Origin of the sequence: Bradyrhizobium sp. 197 (genome assembly GCF_023073375.1) — a bacterium.
Lineage (GTDB): Bacteria > Pseudomonadota > Alphaproteobacteria > Rhizobiales > Xanthobacteraceae > Bradyrhizobium.
The window spans coordinates 106,429-126,091 of record NZ_JADPJJ010000002.1 but is presented as its reverse complement, the minus strand read 5'-3'; the positions used below and the strand labels follow the sequence as shown (position 1 = coordinate 126,091).

17 protein-coding genes are annotated in these 19,663 nt (G+C 63.7%); 6 read left to right on the top strand and 11 right to left on the bottom strand.

Annotated features, from left to right (window positions below):
• Positions 1–82: 82 nt before the first annotated feature.
• From IVB27_RS00780 to IVB27_RS00755, 6 genes are all read right to left on the bottom strand, one after another.
• Entirely contained in the window at positions 83–454 is a 372-nt protein-coding gene (locus IVB27_RS00780; protein WP_106950866.1) for an SUF system Fe-S cluster assembly protein, read from the bottom strand.
• A complete protein-coding gene (locus IVB27_RS00775) occupies positions 451–1,698 on the bottom strand; it encodes a cysteine desulfurase (RefSeq protein WP_247440603.1) in 1,248 nt (415 codons plus the stop codon). Before IVB27_RS00775 ends, IVB27_RS00780 begins: the two co-directional genes overlap by 4 nt.
• On the bottom strand, positions 1,695–2,999 hold the full coding sequence (sufD, locus tag IVB27_RS00770) for a Fe-S cluster assembly protein SufD (RefSeq protein ID WP_247440602.1): 1,305 nt from the start codon (positions 2,997–2,999) through the stop codon (positions 1,695–1,697). The genes IVB27_RS00775 and sufD overlap by 4 nt, the downstream gene beginning before the upstream one ends.
• 12 nt (positions 3,000–3,011) lie before the next feature.
• Entirely contained in the window at positions 3,012–3,764 is a 753-nt protein-coding gene (gene sufC, locus IVB27_RS00765; protein WP_247440599.1) for a Fe-S cluster assembly ATPase SufC, read from the bottom strand.
• Between the two features lie 60 nt (positions 3,765–3,824).
• Positions 3,825–5,321 carry a Fe-S cluster assembly protein SufB gene (sufB, locus tag IVB27_RS00760; protein WP_247440597.1) on the bottom strand — a complete coding sequence of 499 codons (1,497 nt, stop codon included), beginning with the start codon at positions 5,319–5,321 and terminating at the stop codon, positions 3,825–3,827.
• Positions 5,322–5,437: 116 nt separating this feature from the next.
• Positions 5,438–6,577: a cysteine desulfurase family protein gene (locus IVB27_RS00755; RefSeq protein ID WP_247440595.1), complete on the bottom strand. Its 1,140-nt coding sequence runs from the start codon at positions 6,575–6,577 to the stop codon at positions 5,438–5,440.
• Positions 6,578–6,922: 345 nt separating this feature from the next.
• Between IVB27_RS00755 and IVB27_RS00750 the strand changes: the two genes are divergently transcribed.
• Positions 6,923–7,570, top strand: coding sequence for an alpha/beta hydrolase (locus IVB27_RS00750; protein ID WP_007591562.1), 648 nt, complete (start codon positions 6,923–6,925; stop codon positions 7,568–7,570).
• An 8-nt stretch (positions 7,571–7,578) separates the two neighbouring features.
• Positions 7,579–8,091, top strand: coding sequence for a DUF1697 domain-containing protein (locus tag IVB27_RS00745; protein ID WP_247440594.1), 513 nt, complete (start codon positions 7,579–7,581; stop codon positions 8,089–8,091).
• A 4-nt stretch (positions 8,092–8,095) separates the two neighbouring features.
• Here IVB27_RS00745 and IVB27_RS00740 read toward each other — a convergent pair whose 3' ends face one another.
• From IVB27_RS00740 to IVB27_RS00730, 3 genes are all read right to left on the bottom strand, one after another.
• Positions 8,096–8,419, bottom strand: a complete 324-nt coding sequence (locus IVB27_RS00740; RefSeq protein WP_247440592.1) for a DMT family transporter — start codon at positions 8,417–8,419, stop codon at positions 8,096–8,098.
• A 10-nt stretch (positions 8,420–8,429) separates the two neighbouring features.
• The gene (locus IVB27_RS00735) at positions 8,430–9,107 is read right to left on the bottom strand and encodes a glutathione S-transferase family protein (RefSeq protein ID WP_247440590.1); all 678 of its coding nucleotides are present in this window, start codon (positions 9,105–9,107) and stop codon (positions 8,430–8,432) included.
• Positions 9,108–9,215: 108 nt separating this feature from the next.
• The gene (locus tag IVB27_RS00730) at positions 9,216–10,319 is read right to left on the bottom strand and encodes an anhydro-N-acetylmuramic acid kinase (RefSeq protein WP_247440588.1); all 1,104 of its coding nucleotides are present in this window, start codon (positions 10,317–10,319) and stop codon (positions 9,216–9,218) included.
• A 164-nt stretch (positions 10,320–10,483) separates the two neighbouring features.
• Here IVB27_RS00730 and tyrS point away from each other — a divergent pair, with 164 nt between their 5' ends.
• The 3 genes from tyrS (at position 10,484) to IVB27_RS00715 (ending at position 13,747) form a co-directional block, all read left to right on the top strand.
• Entirely contained in the window at positions 10,484–11,737 is a 1,254-nt protein-coding gene (tyrS, locus tag IVB27_RS00725; protein WP_247440586.1) for a tyrosine--tRNA ligase, read from the top strand.
• Between the two features lie 57 nt (positions 11,738–11,794).
• Positions 11,795–13,090, top strand: a complete 1,296-nt coding sequence (locus IVB27_RS00720; protein WP_247440584.1) for an MFS transporter — start codon at positions 11,795–11,797, stop codon at positions 13,088–13,090.
• A gap of 219 nt (positions 13,091–13,309) precedes the next feature.
• Positions 13,310–13,747, top strand: coding sequence for a DoxX family protein (locus IVB27_RS00715; RefSeq protein WP_247440582.1), 438 nt, complete (start codon positions 13,310–13,312; stop codon positions 13,745–13,747).
• A gap of 137 nt (positions 13,748–13,884) precedes the next feature.
• Here the strand turns inward: IVB27_RS00715 and IVB27_RS00710 are convergent, their stop codons facing one another.
• Positions 13,885–14,124 (bottom strand): hypothetical protein, encoded by a 240-nt coding sequence (locus IVB27_RS00710; RefSeq protein ID WP_247440580.1) that lies wholly within the window; start codon positions 14,122–14,124, stop codon positions 13,885–13,887.
• Here IVB27_RS00710 and IVB27_RS00705 point away from each other — a divergent pair.
• On the top strand, positions 14,107–15,801 hold the full coding sequence (locus tag IVB27_RS00705; RefSeq protein WP_247440578.1) for a methyl-accepting chemotaxis protein: 1,695 nt from the start codon (positions 14,107–14,109) through the stop codon (positions 15,799–15,801). The two genes, IVB27_RS00710 and IVB27_RS00705, sit on opposite strands and share 18 nt — an antisense overlap.
• 53 nt (positions 15,802–15,854) lie before the next feature.
• Here IVB27_RS00705 and IVB27_RS00700 read toward each other — a convergent pair whose 3' ends face one another.
• Positions 15,855–19,652 carry a YhdP family protein gene (locus IVB27_RS00700; protein WP_247440639.1) on the bottom strand — a complete coding sequence of 1,266 codons (3,798 nt, stop codon included), beginning with the start codon at positions 19,650–19,652 and terminating at the stop codon, positions 15,855–15,857.
• Positions 19,653–19,663: the final 11 nt, after the last annotated feature.

Below are 19,663 nucleotides of genomic sequence, written 5' to 3'. Positions count from 1 at the left end.
TGTGTCATGTCAGTGATGTGGTCCGTTGCCGAGCGAATTCAATACCAAGGATCTAACAAGGATCTAAAGCCAAGGTTACGCGTCACCACATATTGAGCACGAGGCGGGCCTCGTCGCTCATACGTTCCGGCGTCCAGGCCGGCTCCCAGATCACCTTGACGTCGACCACGCCGACGCCGGGAACGCTGGCGACCGCGTTCTCGACCATGGTCGGCAGCTCGCCGGCGGCCGGACAGTTCGGCGTCGTCAGCGTCATCTGGACGTCGACCGAGCGATCGTCCTTGATCTCGACCTTGTAGATCAGGCCGAGCTCGTAGATGTCGGCCGGGATTTCCGGATCGAACACGGTCTTGAGCCCGGCGATGATCTCGGTGGTCAAACGTTCGGTCTCCTCAGGCGGCAGTGCCGACCGGGTTTCCATCGGATTGGCTTTGATTTCGGCCGTGTCACTCATGCGAACAAATCCCGCGCCTTCAACAGCGCCTGTGCCAGATGATCGACTTCTTCCCGCGTATTATACATGCCGAACGACGCCCGGCATGTGGCCGTGACGTTGAACCGCTCTAAAAGCGGCATCACGCAATGGGTGCCGGCGCGCACCGCGATGCCCTGGCGGTCGATCACGGTGGCGACGTCATGGGCGTGCGCGCCCTTCATCTCGAAGGAGATCACCGGGCCCTTGTCGCGCGCGGTGCCGATCAGCCGCAGCGAGTTGATCTCGCGCAGCTTCTCCTGGGCGTAGGTGACGAGATCGTGCTCGTGCGCGGCGATGCGCTCCTTGCCGATCGAATTGACGTAGTCGATGGCGGTACCAAGTCCGACGGCCTCGACGATCGCGGGCGTGCCTGCCTCGAATTTGTGCGGGGGATCGCCGTAGGTGACGACATCGCGCGAGACCTCGCGGATCATCTCGCCGCCGCCGTTAAACGGCCGCATCGCGACGAGGTGGTCGTACTTGGCCCAGAGCACGCCGATGCCGGTCGGACCATAAACCTTGTGGCCGGTGAAGACGTAGAAGTCGCAGCCGATGTCCTGGACATCGACCGGCAGATGCACGGCGCCCTGACTGCCGTCGACCAGCACGGGAATGCCGCGGGCGTGAGCGATCTTCACGACCTCCTTGACCGGGACGATGGTGCCGAGCGCGTTCGACATCTGCGTGATCGCGACCAGCTTGGTCTTCGCGGTCAAGAGCTTCTCGAACTCATCGATGAGGAAATTGCCTTCGTCGTCGACCGGCGCCCATTTGATCACCGCGCCATGGCGTTCCCTGAGGAAATGCCAGGGCACGATGTTGGAGTGGTGCTCCATGATCGAGATGACGATCTCGTCGCCTTCTTTGATGTTCGGCCCGCCCCAGGACGACGCAACGAGGTTGATCGCCTCGGTCGCGTTGCGGGTGAAAATCACTTCCTCAGTCCGGGGCGCATTGATGAACTGCGCCACCTTGGTGCGGCCGCCCTCGTAGGCCTCGGTCGCGGCGTTGGCGAGGTAGTGCAGGCCGCGATGCACGTTGGCGTATTCGGAGGTATAGGCCTGCGTCATGCGGTCGAGCACGGCGCTCGGCTTCTGCGCAGACGCGGCGTTGTCGAGATAGACCAGCGGCTTGCCGTAGACCTGCATGGCCAGCGCCGGAAAGTCCTGGCGCACGCGCGCGACGTCGTAAGAGCCGTTCTTGACTGCCGGATGCGTGCTCATTGGCGTCGCTCCAGCCAGCGCTCGGCAATGCCGATCACATGCTCGCGCAGATTATCATCGGCGATCTGCTCGATCGCCTCGCCGACGAAAGCCTGGATCAGCAGCGCCTGGGCCTGCTTCTCCGGCAGGCCGCGCGCCTTCAGATAGAACAAGAGATTGTCGTCGAGCGCGCCGGCGGTGGCGCCGTGACCGCAGGAGACGTCGTCAGCGAAGATCTCGAGCTCGGGCTTGTTGTCCGCTTCCGCCTCGTCCGAGAGCAGCAGCGCACGGATCATCATTTTGCCGTCGGTCTTCTGCGCATCGGGACGGACGATGATACGCCCCTGAAACACCGAGTGCGCACGGTCGTCGATCACGGCGCGAAAAACTTCGCGGCTGAAGCAGTTCGGCACGGCATGGTCGACGACCAGCGTGGTGTCGCCATGTTCGGTCTTCTGCAACAGGTTCACGCCGTTGACCGAGAGCTCGCTGCCCTCGCCCGCCAGCGTGACGAAGCCCTGGAGGCGGCTGACCGCAGCACCGGTGGTCATGTTGAAGAAGTTGAGCTTTGTATTCGCGCCAACAGTGACGAATTGCGAGGTGATGTTCACCGCATCCGGCGAATCGTCCATCAGGCGGATATGCGCGAGGTCGGTGTTGTCGCCGACCGAGAGGATGACGGCATCGTTGACCTGGTAAGCCTTAGCGCCGGCCGCGACAAAGCTCTCGATGATGGTGGCGCGAGCGCCCTTCCCGACCGCGACCTGCGAGCGTGTGAACGTCGATGCCGAAGCCGCGGTCGCGATGTGAATGATCTGGATCGGCGCCGACAGCTGCGCGCCGTCGGCGATATCAAGCACGACACCGTCGGTCGCCATCGCCGCGTTCAACGCGATCACGGCATCGGTGGCCGCGGTCTTCAACAGACCGGAATCCTTCTCCAGCGTCTCCCGCAAGGTCCTGAAGCCCGCCTCGGAGGCGAGCGCCTTGACGTCGGAGAGATCGGGCGCGAACACACCGTCGACCAGCACCAGCTTGCGGGCGCCGTCGATCGCATGCGCTTTCACCGCGTCCGCGGCGCGCTTCAACGCAGCCGCATCGGGCGAAGCCGCAAGCGGAAGCACCTCGCCGACCAGCGCACGCAGATCGGTGTACTTCCATTCCTCGATCCGGCGGTGCGGCAGGCCGAGACGCTCATAGGTCTCGAACGCCTCGCGGCGCACCGCGATCACAGAAGGCGAACCCGGCAGGCGGCCTTCGGCGCGGGCGAACAGATCGCTCACCGCGCGGCCGTTTCCGGTCTTTGCCACAGCAACGTTCATCTCAAACAATCCTTACGCGGCGTCCTCGAACTGGGCGTAGCCGGACGCTTCCAGCTCCAGCGCCAGTTCCTTGCCGCCGCTCTTCACGACACGGCCCTTCGACATCACGTGCACGATGTCGGGCACGATGTAGTTCAGCAGCCGCTGATAATGGGTGATGACGACCATCGCGCGCTTGGGGGAGTGCAGCGCGTTGACGCCGTCGGCTGCGATGCGCAGCGCGTCGATGTCGAGGCCTGAATCCATCTCGTCGAGGATGCACAGGCTCGGCTCGAACAGCGCCATCTGCAGCACCTCGTTGCGCTTCTTCTCGCCGCCGGAGAAGCCGACATTGACGCCGCGCTTGAGCATGTCCTGCGGGATGTTGAGCGACTTCGAGACCTCGCGGACTTTCTTCAAAAAGTCAGGCGTCGAATATTCGCTCTCGCCGCGCGCCTTGCGTTGCGCATTCAGCGCGGTGCGCAGGAAATTCATGGTGGTGACGCCGGGAATCTCGACCGGATACTGGAACGCCAGGAACACGCCCTTGGCGGCGCGCTCGTTGGGGGCCATCGCCAGCAGGTCTTCGCCCTTGAACAGGATCTCGCCGTCGGTGACCTCGTAACCGGGCTTGCCGGCGATGACGTGGGACAGCGTCGACTTGCCGGAGCCGTTCGGCCCCATGATCGCGTGGATCTCGCCCTCGTTCACGGTCAGCGTCAGCCCGTGGAGGATCTCACGCTCCTCGACACGAACCTTGAGGTCTTTCACTTCAAGCAAAGCCATCTTGGTGTCCAGTTTTCAAATGATGCACAGGGCGCGCGATGCGCACCGCGAGGGTCGGAGTTAGCCGACCGATCCTTCGAGTGAGATCGAGATCAGCTTCTGCGCTTCGACCGCGAATTCCATCGGCAGCTGCTGAAGCACGTCCTTGACGAAACCGTTGACGACGAGGCCAACCGCCTCCTCCTGCGTGAGGCCGCGCTGGATGCAATAGAACAGCACGTCCTCGGAGATCTTCGATGTGGTGGCCTCGTGCTCGAACGTCGCCGACGAGTTCTTGGCTTCGATATACGGCACGGTGTGCGCGCCGCATTTGTCGCCGATCAACAGGGAATCGCAGGCGGTGAAGTTGCGCGCGCCGGTCGCTTTGCGATGCGCGGTAACGAGGCCGCGATAGGTGTTCTGCGACTTGCCGGCCGCGATGCCCTTGGAGATGATGCGGCTCGACGTGTTCTTGCCGAGATGGATCATCTTGGTGCCGCTGTCGACCTGCTGATAGCCGTTCGAGATCGCGATCGAATAGAATTCACCACGGGAGTTGTCGCCGCGCAGGATGCAACTCGGGTACTTCCAGGTGATCGCCGAACCGGTCTCGACCTGGGTCCAGGAGATCTTGGAATTGTTGCCGCGGCAGTCACCACGCTTGGTGACGAAATTGTAGATGCCGCCCTTGCCTTCCGAATTGCCCGGGTACCAGTTCTGCACCGTCGAATATTTGATCTCGGCGTCGTCATGCGTGACGAGCTCGACCACGGCCGCGTGAAGCTGGTTCTCGTCGCGCTGCGGCGCAGTGCAGCCTTCGAGATAGGAGACGTAGGAGCCCTTGTCGGCGATGATCAGCGTGCGCTCGAACTGGCCGGTGTTGCGCTCGTTGATGCGGAAGTAAGTGGACAGCTCCATCGGGCAACGGACGCCCGGCGGCACATAGACGAACGAGCCGTCCGAAAACACCGCCGAGTTCAGCGTCGCGTAGAAATTGTCCGACGTCGGCACCACGGAGCCGAGATATTTCTGCACCAGCTCGGGATGCTCGCGGATCGCCTCCGAGATCGGCATGAAGATCACGCCGGCCTTCTTCAGCTCAGCCTGGAACGTAGTCGCAACCGACACCGAATCGAAGACCGCGTCGACCGCGATCTTGCGCCTGTTAGGATCCTGATCGCCGGGCTTGGGCTCGACGCCTTCGAGCATCGCGACTTCACGCAGGGGAATGCCGAGCTTCTCGTAGGTCTTCAGAATCTCCGGATCGATCTCGTCGAGCGAACTGATCGTCTTCTTCGGCTTCGGCGCCGAATAGTAATAGAGGTCCTGGAAGTCGATCTTGGGATAGTCGACGCGCGCCCAGGTCGGCTCGGTCATGGTCAGCCAGCGCCGATAGGCCTCAAGCCGCCACTGGAGCATCCAGGCGGGTTCGTTCTTCTTCTCGGAGATGAACTTGACGGTCTCTTCCGACAGCCCCTTTGGGGCCTTGTCGGACTCGATCAGGGTCTCAAACCCATAACGATACTGATCGACGTCGATGCGCTTCACGCGCTCGACCGTCTCTTGCACGGCTGGCATTCTATCCTCCGCTCGCGGTTTCAAGGACCGCGGTGGATCATCAAACTCGGACGACTATTACGATGTTTCTTGGCGAGACGCACGCGCTTAGAACCATTCAAGCCGTGTTTCGTCGCTTATCCCTTAAGTAGGGTATTGCCGAGCTTTCGCCAAGCCTCTAACGCCCTGTTGATGTCATCCGGTCCCGTAGACCAGCCCAGACTGAGACGCACCGCTCCCTGGGCGACGGCAGCATCATACCCCATTGCCGACAGCACGTGAGACGGCTGCACCTTGCCCGAGGAACAGGCTGAGCCCGAGGATACCGCCACGCCTTCCAGGTCGAAGCCGATCACCGCGGTCTCGGCCTTCAGGCCGGGGGCCGTGAAGAGAACGGTATTTGGCAGCCGCTCAACGTCGTTCGAGAAGACGATCGCGCCCGCGACCCTGCGGATGCCAGCTTCCAAGCGATCCCTGAGGGTTGCCATCCGCTCCGCATCCTCCGGCAAAGCCTGAAGGGCGATCCTCACCGCTGCCCCGAAGCCGGCAATGCCAGCAACATTTTCGGTTCCCGCGCGCCGGTTCAGCTCCTGCCCGCCGCCCCGCAGCACCGGCTCAAGTCCGGCCACACCCTCGGCCACGACCAGCGCACCGACGCCCTTGGGGCCGCTGATCTTGTGCGCAGAAAAGGTCGCAAGGTCTGCGCCCATAGCCTTGATATCAAAATGGATTTTTCCAAGCGTCTGGATTGCGTCGACATGCAGGAGGCCCCTCGCTTCGTGAACGATCGCCGCGGCCTCGGCGACCGGCTGGAGCGCGCCCGTCTCGTTGTTGGCCGCCATGATGGAAACCAGCGCTGGCGGGCCGTCGCTGAGCATCGCCTTCAAATGATCGAGGTCGATCACGCCGGACCGCGTGACCCGGATCTGGCCGATCTCATCGGCCGGGAACCGTCCGCCTGCCAGCACCGAAGCATGTTCTATGGCCGAGACCAGCAGGCGCTCGACAGGCCGGCCAGACGGCCCCCGCAGGCCCGGCGATAGTGCCAGCGCGTTGGCTTCGGTTCCCGCGGAGGTGAAGACGACGTTCCGCGGCAGCGCACCTACGGCAGCCGCAAGCGTGGCACGCGCATCCTCGACCAACCGCCGCGCCTCCCGCCCCTCGGCATGGACCGAAGATGGATTGCCGATCAGTTCGTAGGCTGCGAGCATTGCGCTTCGCGCCTCTGCGCGGAGCGGCGTGGTCGCATTCCAGTCGAGGTAAATACGGCTCGGCATGAAGTATTATGTTACCATGCGGGTGGGTTGCTTCGCCCGCGCTGGTACCCGACATGGGGCCCCATGGCGCACTTGGCAATCTCGATTCCGAATCCCCATCGCGCGATGGCGCCGCCATGACGCGCTAACACCTTGAGCTCATTGGGCGATGTTCAAGATGCTTGCTTTTTGACCCTCGCCTCATGCTAGAACGCGCGCGTCAGTTCACCGCGCGCCGCTCGCGCATCATCCGAGGGCGCCCCGCTCCATACTTCCATTCGCGCTTCCGTCGGCGTCGCTGCCGATGAGGCTACAATCGGTTGATTGCTGAAGAGCGTCTTCAAGAGATCAATCAAGAGATCATCCATGCCCGAAGTTATTTTCACCGGCCCTGCTGGCCGTCTCGAAGGCCGCTATCATCCGGCCAAGCAGAAGAACGCGCCGATCGCGATGGTCCTGCATCCGCACCCGCAGTTTCACGGCACGATGAATCATCAGATCATCTACCAGTGCTACTACGCGTTCGCGCATCGCGGCTTCTCGGTGCTGCGCTTCAACTTCCGTGGCGTCGGCCGCAGCCAGGGCTCGTTCGACCACGGCACCGGCGAGTTGTCGGATGCGGCCGCCGCGCTCGACTGGGCGCAGACCATCAATCCCGAAGCGCGCGCCTGCTGGGTTGCCGGCTTCTCCTTCGGCGCCTGGATCGGCATGCAGCTGCTGATGCGCCGCCCCGAGGTCGAGGGCTTCATCTCGATCGCGCCGCCTGCCAACCTCTACGACTTCTCGTTCCTCGCGCCCTGCCCGTCCTCGGGCCTGATCGTGCATGGCGAGAAGGACGCTGTGGTTCCGCCCAAGGACGTCAACACGCTGGTTGAGAAGCTGAAGACGCAGAAGGGCATCGTGATCGACCAGCAGGTCATTCCCGGCGCCAACCATTTCTTCGACGCCAAGCTCGAGCCGCTGATGGAAACCATCACGGCCTATCTCGACATGCGCCTCGCCAACGTGCGCTGAGGCCTCAAATGGGCTCGTTCCTCGCCCTGCTGCGTGCCGTGAATGTCGGCGGCACCGGCAAGCTGCCGATGAGCGAGCTCAAGACGATGTGTGAGGAGCTCGGCTTCGACGCCGTGCGCACCTACATCGCCAGCGGCAACGTGGTTTTTAACAGCCGCAAATCGGAATCCGCGATCAAGGCCGCGCTGGAAAGGCGACTGCACGCCTACGCCGGCGCGCCGGTCGGCGTCCTCGTGCGCAGCGGCGCCGAGATGGCAGAGGTCGCTGCTCAAAATCCGTTTCCGAAAATGGCGCCTAACCGCACGGTCGCGATCTTTCTCGACAAGGCGCCGCCCGCAGATACGCTCGCCGGCGTTCGCGGTCAGGAGGATGAAGAGGTCAAGCTCGGCCGCCGCGAGATCTATGTGCACTATGGCGATGGCATGGCGTCGTCAAAACTCGTCATCCCCGCCGCGAAGACCGGCACAGCGCGCAACATGAACACGATCGCAACGCTGGCGAAGATGGCCGCGGAGCTGTGACGGCTCAAGCCAGCTTGAGCGCGACGATTCCCATCAAGACGAGCGCGATGCCCGCAAGCTTCATCGCGCTCAAGGTCTCGCCGAACAGCACTGCGCCCATGATAAAGGTGCCGGCTGCGCCGATGCCGGTCCAGACCGAATAGGCGACGCCGACCTCAAGCACCTTCAGGGCGCGCCCGAGCAGGACAACGAAGGCTGCGAGCAGCACGAGCGAGACGATGCTCCAGCCAACGCGCGTGTAGCCCTCCGCATATTTCATCGAGATCGCCCAGCCGACGTCCAGCACGCCGGCGATTACCAGCATGAGCCATGCCAATGACGATGACATAGGCGTGCGCTCAGGCCGCAAGCTTGAGCAGATGCGCGTCATGACGCACAAGGAAGGCGCGCAGCAATTGCGGATAGTCGGCGCCGACCGCGGTGCGAACGCTCGGACGGCTCGCCAGCGCGGCGCGCCACGCCCTCACCTTCGGCAGATCCTTGAAGATGCCGAGTTCGGTCAGCTCATCGAACACGTCGAAATAACGGAAGACGGGTGCGAACACCGCATCGACGAGGCTGAACGCATTGCCGGCGAAGAACGGGCCTGCGCCTAGCGCGGCCTCGACACGCGCGAACTTTGTCACGAGCGCCTGGCGCTTGCCCTCGAATGTTGCCGGATCGGTCGTCGTCTCCAGACCCCAGAGGTCACCGAGGGTCGCTGAACCGAACTCCATCCACGCACGATGCTCAGCGCGCGTCAGTGCCTCCGCCGGATGCAACGCGACGCCGCCTTGCGTCTCCTCGATGTACTCGCAGATCACATTGCTTTCGAACAGCGCGACCTCGCCCTTGTCGGTTGTCACCACCAGCACCGGCACCTTGCCGAGCGGCGACAGTTTTAGAAACCACTCGGGCTTGTTGGCGAGATCGATATCGACCCGCTCGAACGGCACGCCCTTCTCTTTCAGCGCGATCACCGCGCGCTGCACGTATGGACAAAGCGTGTGGCTGATCAGTTTGAGCGAAGCGGTCATGGCAAGAACCCCGGCACTTGGATGCAATTGCATGCAAGATAGATGCATTTGCATGCACCGTCAAGTTCAATGCATTTGCATCAACCGGTATGATCCCGGGCCTGGACCTCAGGGCCGCGCGATCACCCCGCCGGTCATCGGCATCGGCACACCCGTGGTAGCCGGATAGGACAACGGCAAGCCCTTCAAACCGCGCGCGGCGAGGAAGCCGAACGCCTGCGCCTCGATGGCGTCGGAAGCCCAGCCGAGCGCCTCGGCGGCCTCGACAGTCGCGGACCCGACACGCTCCCGCAGCATCTGGAGCATGGTCCGGTTGCGGGCGCCGCCGCCGCAGACGATCCAGCTCCGCGGCCTGCGTGGCAGCAGGGGGATGACGCGGGCGATCGCCGCGGCGGTGAAGGCGGTCAGCGTCGCGGCGCCGTCGGCCGGCACCACCTCGCCAAGCTTCAGCGCGGCAAAGTCGTTGCGGTCGAGCGATTTCGGCGGCGGGCTTGCGAAGAACGGCAGCTCCAGCGCCCGCGCGATCCAGGCTTCATCCACCTTGCCGAGTGCGGCGAACTTTCCTTCGGCGTCGAACGCTTGGTTCATGGTGCGGTACATGAAATCGTCGAGCAACGCGTTGCCGGGCCCGGTATCGCAGGCCATCAGCGTATCTTTGCCGTCGATATAGGTGATGTTGGAGACACCGCCGATATTGACCACCACGATCGGCCCCTCACGGTCCAGCGAGTTGGCGAGCGCCCGGTGATACACCGGCACGAATGGCGCGCCCTGGCCGCCGGCCTCGACATCGGCGGCGCGGAAATCATGCATCACGGGAATATGGATTGCCCTGGCCAGCGCCGGCGCATCGCCGATCTGCACCGTCAGCCGCTTCTCGGGGCGGTGCAGCACGGTCTGGCCGTGGAATCCGACGATGTCGATGTCTTCCGGTTTCATCCGGTTCTGGGCGATAAAGGCGGCCACTGCCTCGGCGTGCACGAGCGTCACCGCGCGCTCGGCCTCGGCCAGAATTCCCGGCCGGGCATCGCGTTGCGCCAGGTGCACGGCCTCGCTCAGCGCCTGGCGCAGCAAATTGCGCTCCGCCGGGCTATAGGGCCGGTAGCCGGACGGCCCGAACGCCTTCACTTGCTTTCCGTCGGTTTCGATCAGCGCGACATCCACCCCGTCCAGCGAGGTGCCGCTCATCAAACCAAGTGCCGTCAACATCATGGATCAGCGTCCTCAAGAGAACCCCTCCGGCATGCCGATCTTGTGCCTGAGGGACACATCTTATAATGCCACAGGCCAAAGTGGCGGGCGGCAATCGAGTTCCCAAGTAGATCCTTAAATTGCCCCCAAAACAGTAAACCAAGAATTGTCAGGCACGCCGACAAATGACTGCATTCAAATCGGATTTCCTCAATACCCTGCAGGAACGTGGATTCATCCACCAGTGCTCCGATTTTGAGGGGCTGGACGCGCTCGCGGCCAAGGGCGAGGCGACGGCTTATGTCGGCTACGATTGCACCGCCCCCTCCCTGCACATCGGCAACTACCTGACTATGATGATGCTGCACTGGCTGCAGCAGTCCGGCAACAAGCCGATCACGCTGATGGGCGGCGGCACCACCATGGTCGGCGACCCCTCCGGCAAGGACGAGACGCGTGCGATCCGCACCATCGCCGAGATCGAGGCCAACAAAGCCTCGATCCGCGGCGTGTTCGCAAAGGTGCTGCGCTATGGCGATGGCAAGAGCGACGCCATCATGCTCGACAATGCCGAGTGGCTGACCAAGCTCAACTGGATCGAGATGCTGCGCGACGTCGGCCGGCACTTCTCGGTCAACCGTATGCTGACGATGGACTCCGTGCGGCTCCGCCTCGAGCGCGAGCAGGAGATGAGCTTCATCGAATTCAACTACATGATCTGCCAGGCTTACGATTACGTCGAGCTCGCCAGACGCACCGGCTGCAGCTTGCAGATGGGCGGCTCGGACCAGTGGGGCAACATCATCATGGGCGTCGATCTCGGCCGCCGGATGGGCACCCACCAACTGTACGCGCTGACGACGCCGCTGCTCACGACGGCGTCGGGCGCCAAGATGGGCAAGACCGCGCAAGGCGCGGTCTGGCTCAACGCCGACCAGTTCTCGCCGTATGATTTCTGGCAATACTGGCGCAACACCGAGGATGCCGACGTCGGCAAATTCCTGAAACTGTTCACGACGCTGCCGATCAGCGAGATCAGGAAGCTCGAGGCGCTCGGCGGCTCCGATATCAACGAGGCCAAGAAGGTGCTCGCCACCGAGGCGACCGCGCTCTTGCATGGCCGCGACGCAGCGAACGAGGCGGCTGAGACCGCGCGCCGCACCTTCGAGGAAGGCGCGCTGTCCGAGAGCCTGCCGACCGTGGAAATTCCGCGCGGCGAGTTCGATGCCGGCCTCGGCGTGCTCAACGCCTTCGTCAAGGCGGGCCTCGTTGCCTCCAACGGCGAAGCACGGCGCCAGATCAAGGGCGGCGGCCTGCGCGTCAATGACGAGCCCGTCACCGACGAAAAGATGGCGCTCTCAGTGGCCAACCTGACCCCGGAGGGCGTGGTCAAGCTGTCGTTCGGCAAGAAGAAGCACATCCTCATCAGGCCTGCATAGGCGTATGAGCTTTTCGCTGCTTGTCAGGGCGCGCCGAAGCGCGCTCCCTGACTGGCAATGAACCAGAACACGCCCAGGGAACGGTCCAAGGAACAGTCCAAGGAACAGTCCAAGCAAGCAACCAGGGAACGCGTCACGGCGACGCCGCAGGGCGTCGCGCGCACCGCGCTGGTGGTGCTCGCGCTCTGCTTCACGCTCGCCGTGCTCGGCCGCGGCCTCAGCGAATGCTTTACCGTCTTCCTGAAGCCGATCTCGGAAAACTTCGGCTGGGATCGCGCCCAGGTCGTCTCGATCTATTCGCTGACCTGGCTCGTCAGCGGACTGACTGCACCGCTGGTCGGGCGCCTGTTCGATCATTCCGGACCGCGCATCGTCTATGCGCTCGGGCTGTTGCTGCTCGGCTCGGCCTTCCTGATCGCGAGCCATGCACAGTCGCTCTGGCAATTCCAGCTCTCGATTGGATTGTGCGTCGGCATCGGCGTCGCCTTCATCGGCAACGTGCCGAACTCGATTCTGCTGGGCCGCTGGTTCGGCCCAAAACTGCCGACCGCGATGGCGGTCGTCTATTCGGCCATGGGTGGCGGCGTGCTGGCGCTGCTGCCGGCTTCGCAGCTTTTGATCGATCATCTCGGCTGGCGCGAAACCTACCAGCTGTTCGGCTTCGTCACGCTCGGCCTGCTGGTGCCGCTCATGCTGCTGCCATGGCAGCTGTTCGCCTCAGGCTCGCCGCATATCGCGAAGAAGACCGATCCGGATTTCGTCGATCATGGCTGGACGCTTCCGAGCGCAATGCGCCATCACGCCTTCTGGGCGCTGTTCTCGACATTCTTCTTCACTGCCGTCGGCATGTATGCGATCGCCGCGCAGATCGTGGCCTATCTGATCGATGCCGGCTTTCCGCCACTCCAGGCCGCGACCGCCTGGGGCTTTTCCGGCGTCGTGCTGGTGTTCGGCATGCTTGGCGTCTCCGCGCTCGACGGGCTGATCGGGCGTAGACCGTCGGTACTGCTGAGCTACGCGATCTCGATCCTCGGCATCTTCCTGCTGTGGCTGTTGCAGTACACCCCCAACATCATTGTGCTCTCCGGTTTCGTCGTCTGCTTCGGCAGCATGATGGGCTCGCGTGGACCGCTGATCACGGCAACCGCGATGAAGATTTTTCGGGGTAAGCGTGTCGGCACCATCTTCGGCACGATCTCGATTGGCAGCGGCCTCGGTTCGGCGTTCGGCTCCTGGAGCGGCGGCCTGATCCATGACGTTACCCATGGCTACAACGCGCTGCTCGCTTTCGCACTTGCGAGCGTGGTGCTCGGGATGATCCCGTTCCTGGTCGTACCCGCCTTGCGGCGGTAGGTCTCCTCGACGTAACCTGCATCCCTCGATGTCACCGGGAAATTACGTACGACTCACGAGGCCACGCGTGAAAAAAAATTCGGCGCAACCGGGGTGAAGCGGCAAACTGCGGTGTTTTGTCCTACATGACGAAAATGTCAGCGCGGAATCGATCCGGGGTGGCTTGCGAGGCGGAACTGAATCCGCTCCAAGTCGCGCATTGGATGGAGGGACAAACCCATGAACTTTCCCTATCTCACTCGCTTTCAACCGGTTCTCTTGAGCCTGTTTCGCTTCGTCACCGGTCTCTTGCTGTTCCAGTACGGGATCGCCAAACTGTTCAAGTTTCCGGTGCTGCCCTACTTCGCGAACATCCCGCCGATCATCTACGCGGCCGGTACGATCGAGCTCGTGCTTGGCGCGCTCTTGATGCTCGGCCTGTTCACCCGCCTCGCGGCATTCATTCTCTCGGGTGAAATGGCGTTCGCCTACTTCATGGGCCACATGCTCAAGGGCGAAACGCCGGTGTTCCTGCCGCTGCTCAATGGCGGCACCGCGGCGATCCTGTTCTGCTTCGCCTGCCTCTACCTCTCGGCAGCCGGCGGCGGATCGGTCAGCGTCGATGCGGCAATAGGCAAGGAAAGCGATTCGACCAGCGGCGCATTCGCACGGCGCTAAGGCTTCTAGTTATCTCGCAAGCAAGTCGGTACCGGCGGATTTGCCGGTGCCGGCTCAGCGCGTCCCCAGCACGTTCCAGATGAGAACGAGGGCCGCCACGAGCAGCAAGGACATGATGATGCGGTGAACGAATCGATTCATCGGCCGTCCTGCCAAGCTCGATCACCACCAAAGTCTGAGAACGATATCCTTCCGCAAAAATACGGATGCACGGCGATGCATGGCGTTTTGCCTGCACGCTTGCGCATAAGGTTGCGCAGCGGCTGTCCCGCAGCGGGTCGAGGCATGGCTATGTTCATGAATGGTAAGAACTTCATGCTACCGATGCGAGCAATAACAACCATTTCGTAGAGGCTGCGATGAAGCTGCTGAGCCATCTGAAGATCCGCACCAAGCTTACCAGCATGGTCTGCCTCGCGGCTCTCACAATCACGGCCATCATCGCGGTATCGGCCTTCCTCAGCAAGAGCCGCATGATGGAAGACCGGGTCCAGCAGATGAAGACAGCGGTCGACATCCTCTACACCCTTGCCCAGTCGGTCCAGGACGACGTCACCGCCGGCAAGCTGACGCAGGCCGAAGCGAAGGCCCAGTTCCACATGCGCGGACGGCGCATGACATTCAACGGTAACCAGGGCTACCCGGTGGTCTATAACGCCGATACCTCGATCCTGGTGAACGGCGCGAACCAGCAGCTCGAAGGCAAGATCACGGGTGCAAAGGACTCCAACGGTGTCCTCATCGCAGATGCGATCATAAGTGCCGGCAACCAGACTGCTCAGGGCGGCGTAGCCTCATATCTCTACCCCCGCCCCGGCCAGACGGAGCCCGTCCGCAAGACCGTTTTCACGCGCAAGTTTGCGCCCTGGAACGCGACGATCAGCTACGGCCTCTATGTCGACGACATCGACGCCGACGTCCGCGCGCTGACGCTCGAGCTTGCCGGGATCGGCGTTGGCCTGATGTTGCTGATGGCGACGCTGTCGTGGCTGATCGCCCGCGACGTGCTGAGCGCGCTCGACCGCCAGAAGACCCGCATGCAGGAGATTTCCGAAGGCGCCATCGACAAGCCAGTCGAGGAAACCGGTCGCGGCGACGAGATTGGCCGCATGGCCGAGACCCTCGAAGTGCTCAGGCAGACCGCGCTGACAGCGCGTAACCTGGAGGCCGAGCAGGTCGCCACCAAGACCCGCAGCGAGCAGGAGAAGCGCGATGCGCTGATCTCGCTTGCCGACCGGTTCGATGCCTCCGTCGGCCAGCTCGTCGGCCTGATGGCCTCGGGCTCCGGCGAACTGGAGGTCACCGCCAAGTCGATGTCGTCGACCGCGGAAGGCACCAACCGCCGCGCCGCCGTGGTCGGCTCGGCCGCCACCGAAGCCAGCCAGCGCGTTCAGACGGTCGCGGCCGCTGCCGAAGAACTCTCCTCCTCCATCACCGAGATCAGCCGTCAGGTCGCGCAATCCGCCGAGGTCACCGGCCGCGCCGTGGACAGCGCACGCCGCACCGACACCATCGTGCGCGCCCTCTCCGACGGTGCCCAGCAAATCGAACATGTCGCCGAGCTGATCTCCAGCATCGCGGCGCAGACCAATCTGCTCGCGCTCAACGCCACCATCGAGGCCGCGCGCGCCGGTGAAGCCGGCCGCGGCTTTGCCGTCGTCGCCTCCGAGGTGAAATCGCTGGCGAGCCAGACCGCGGAAGCGACCCGCGAGATTGGTGACAAGATCGCGCAGATCCAGGGCGCGACCAAGGAGGCCGTGGACGCCATCGGTGGCATCACCGCCACCATCGAGGAAGTCAGCCGGATCGCGACCTCGATCGGGGCTGCGATCGAGGAGCAAGGCGCCGCCACCGCCGAGATCGCCCGCAGCGTTTCGCAGACCGCGGAGGCGACCCAGGAAGTCACCACCAACATCGGCGGCGTCAGCACGGCAGCGAACGAGACCGGCAATGCCGCAGGCATGGTGCTCGCAGCCGCCTCGAACCTCTCCAAGCAGGCCGAGCAGCTCTCCGGCGAAGTCGGGACATTCCTGGCCGGCGTGCGCGCGGCGTAGGCTGACTCGGCGGTGGCCCGACCTGATCGCACTCGGCGAATCAGCCCAGCGCGCTATCGCCGCGCGATGCTGCAGCCGCTCGATAGTTGACGCGGCGATCCGGTCGAACCATCGTGCGACTGCGAGGGGAATTCCTCGAACGGCGTGTTCTGCTTGCCGGTGTTGAACTCGAAGATCTTTCGGAACACGCCCGGCACCATGGCCGAGACCGGATTGACGCGCATCACGGGCGCGGCCGGCGTGCCGACGACCTCGTAGGTTACGCCGATCAGTCCCTCTTTATCGCCACCACCCAGGAACAGCCCGAGTACCGGAATCTGTCCGAACATGTTGTTCAACCCGTACATCGGCACGAAGGTGCCGCTCATGCACACCTGGTTGCCGGGAAAGTCGATCGAGCCCTCGATGGTGGCGCCGACCATCGGACCCTTGACCACGCCGTCGCGGATCGTGAGCGCGCCGTTCTGCCGCGTGAACTCCGCGCGCAACGCCGTGAAGGCCACCCCGCTCTGCGCGCCGTTAGCAGCGCCCGCCGCGACGCGATCGAGTTGCTCCATTCCCTTGACCGAGAAGTCGCGCACGTTGATCAGGCCTTCTCTTGTCGTAGGCTCTGACGTCGGCGGCTCCATCGCCACCACCATCTGGCCGCCGAAGACCTTGTTGGTGGTGTCGGTGAAGCGCAGGAAGCTGCCGGCATCGCTGGTCTGGAGATAGATCACCTCACGGTTGCCCTGGGCGCGGCCGCCGCGCAAATCGGCCGCCACGGGCGTGTCTTTTCCGATCCTGCCGCTCAGCGTGAAGGCTTTGACCGCGCCGCTGCGGCGCGACATCTTGGCGTCGACGCTGCGCATCGCCTCGCCGTTGAAACCCATGACGGCGCCGAGCTTCACGTCGATGTCGAAATCGACGTTCTTCGTCTTGCTCTTGGCATCGTCCTTGGAATTTCCTGAGATCGCCGACTTCAGGAAGCCGCGGCCGTCGAATACGTCCCCGCGCATCGTGCCCTTGATCACGCCGTCCTGGCCTCGCTCCACCTTCAGCGACGCCTTGTCGCCGTCGGAGGGCGCGTAGGTCGGGAAGTTCGCGTTCATGAGGTCGCCGTTGGCATCGACCTCGAGCGCCCCTTTGATCGAGGCGCCGCCGCCTTCGACGACGATGTCCTCCAGACGCGTCGATTGCGCCGTCGGCACCACCTTGAAGCTGGCCTTGCCCGATTTGCCCGGCAGCTTGACCCAGCCGGGCAGGATGTTGTCGAGCCTGACCGAGGTCAGGTCGGCCTCGACGCCGAGCTTCGTCGTCTGGTCGGGCCCTCCTGCGATCTTGCCCGACAGCTTGATCGGCAGCGATCCGCTGACGGCGGGGCTCAGATCGAATCCGAGGCGCGCGCGGCCCGCATCGTCGAGCGTGGCCTGCAATTTGACGTCCGCATCGCCCTCAGCCGGCTTGCGGTAGTCGAGCGAGGCCGCCTGCCCGTTGATCTTGACGTCGCCCTTGACCTGATAGCCTTGGTTGTTCGCGACGATCTTGAGGTTATTGGCTTCCAGCTTCTGGTTCATGACCAGCTTGTCGGCAGCAAAACCGTTGAGATCGGCGGTGACGGTATAGGTGGTGTCGGCCTTGGTCAGCTCGCCCTTGACCGGCAGGCCCAGCTGGATGTTCGCCGAGAACGTCCCTTTGCTGGTGTTGGGATCGATGACGGTCGACGACAGATCGCTCAGGCGATCATTGGAAAGCATTTCGGCGGCCGCAGGCACTGGGCCATCGGCACGGAACCTGGTCCGCGACGGCGACGGCTTGGGAACCATATCAGGCACCTCGAACACGAAGTCGGAAATCGTGATCTTGCGGCCCGCCGGGGTATCGGCAATGCCCTGCCCGATATTCACGGTCGCGGTGCGCCCGGTCACGCGCGCCTTCAAATCGGCATCGTGCACCACCGGCATGCCATCCACCGGGCGAACCGCGACACCGCTTGCAACGATATTGACCGACAGGCCGTCGTCGGGAATGGGTGGACCCCTGCGCGGAAGATTCTTGACCGGCGAATTGACGCCGATCTCGATGCGCTGCAGCGTGCCACGCTCGATCCGCTCGATCACCCATTCGCGCAATTCGGGAACGACAAGCGTCGGCCACATCCGCTTGAGCGCGGAGGCCGACATCGGCGTTCCCGCAAAACCCAATGTCAGCCTTGGCTCGCCCGAATAGTCGATGGCGCCGGTGCCGGCGACGCCGATCTCTCCGTTGGAGATATCGGCCTGCGTCAACAGCAGCCTTTTGTGGTCGGTGTCGAAGCGGAAGCCAATCGCAATCCGGTTGAAGACCAGCGGCGGCTCGTTGTCGATGCCGCCCAGCAGGATCGAACCGCCGCTGAAGCCGAGCTGCCAGTCATTGATGGTGCCGTTGGGCGGCTCGAGATGGGCCAGAAGGGTCAGGCGGTTCGCGCCCGACAGAATCTTGAACGGCGCGACCAACACCCGCCGGTTCGAATCCCACTCGACATTGATCTCGGCCGAGTCGATCGCCATCGGGTAGTCGGGCGTGTCGGTGTCGATGATGTTGCCGGCGCCGATCGCAATCTTGCCGCGGAAGAATGTCGGCACGCCGTCGCGGCCGAGCTCGCCCTTGAGCTCGCCGGTGAGCGGCAGGTCGGCGGTATAGGTGAGGTCCTTCACCCGCAACGCCAGCAGGATGTTGGCGGTCGAGACCTTGTCGGCGCGGATATCGACCGAGCGCACGCCATTCTCGGCGGGGCCGATCGTGGCACGCAGCGACCACGGACGCGCGCCCTCCTCGCCGAGGCTGAGCGCGACGCCGCCACGGCTCGGCCGGCGCAGGCTGAGCGTGATGTTCTCAAACGTCCATTTGCTGCCGCGCTGCTGATCGTCAACGACCAGATTGCCGTTCTTCAGGCCGATCTCGTTGAGGTTCTGGCCGTCGAGGCCGGTCATGCTCAGACTGTCGAGCCAGTCGAGACCCTGAAGAATCCCACTCGGGGGCGTGGCCTGGGCGGCGGCTTGCGATGCGTCCGGGCTCGCAGGCACTGTTGCGAATGGCGGCGGTGGGCCACCGTTGCGCGGGAATGTCGGTGGCAGGCCCGCGTCCTTCTTGGAGGCAACGCCGGTTGCGAGCGGCTTTGCGGTGTCGCCGGCCGACACTGTGACGGTGCCGTCGGGCGCGATCCGGATCGCGAGCTCGGCATCGACGAGGTTGAGGCTTTCGGCGCGCAGGCGTCCCATCAGCAGACCCGCACCCGACAGCCTCACCTCAGCCTTCGGCGCGGTGGCGACAATGGCGTGATCCTGGTCGCGCACGACGATGTCACGGATACGCACGGCGATGCGGATCCGCCCGGTCCGCTCGATCTGCGTGCCGCCGACCTCAACCGTGTTGCCGTGGCCAATATTGTCCTCGATCGCCGCGGCGAGCCACGGCGTCGCAATGTCCAGATTGATGGGACCGGCGCCGAGCCGCCACCACAGCGCGCCGAAACAGCCGACGAAGATGACAGCCAGGGCGCCGACGACCACGGCCGTGCGCTTTAGCCAGCGCCCACCACCCAGCCAGCGGCGCAACCTCCCAAACCCGTCACCGAAACGATGGAAGCCCGAACTGGAACGCGACAACAGCCGGCGCGCCCGATGGCCCGCCGCCGCTTCCTGATCCGAATCCCAATCGGCGTCGTCCCATTGCTGCGACTCTTGTTGGCCGCCGCGCCGATCCAAATCCCGATTGTAGTCCTGGGGCGACGTATTCCTTGCCATTGCCTCTCGATACAGGCGCCCGTCGTGGGATCGAGCGCCGCCAGGACCGCAGCCGTCGACCGGAAGCGAAGCTCCCTGCGCCGGCATTGCCGCCATAC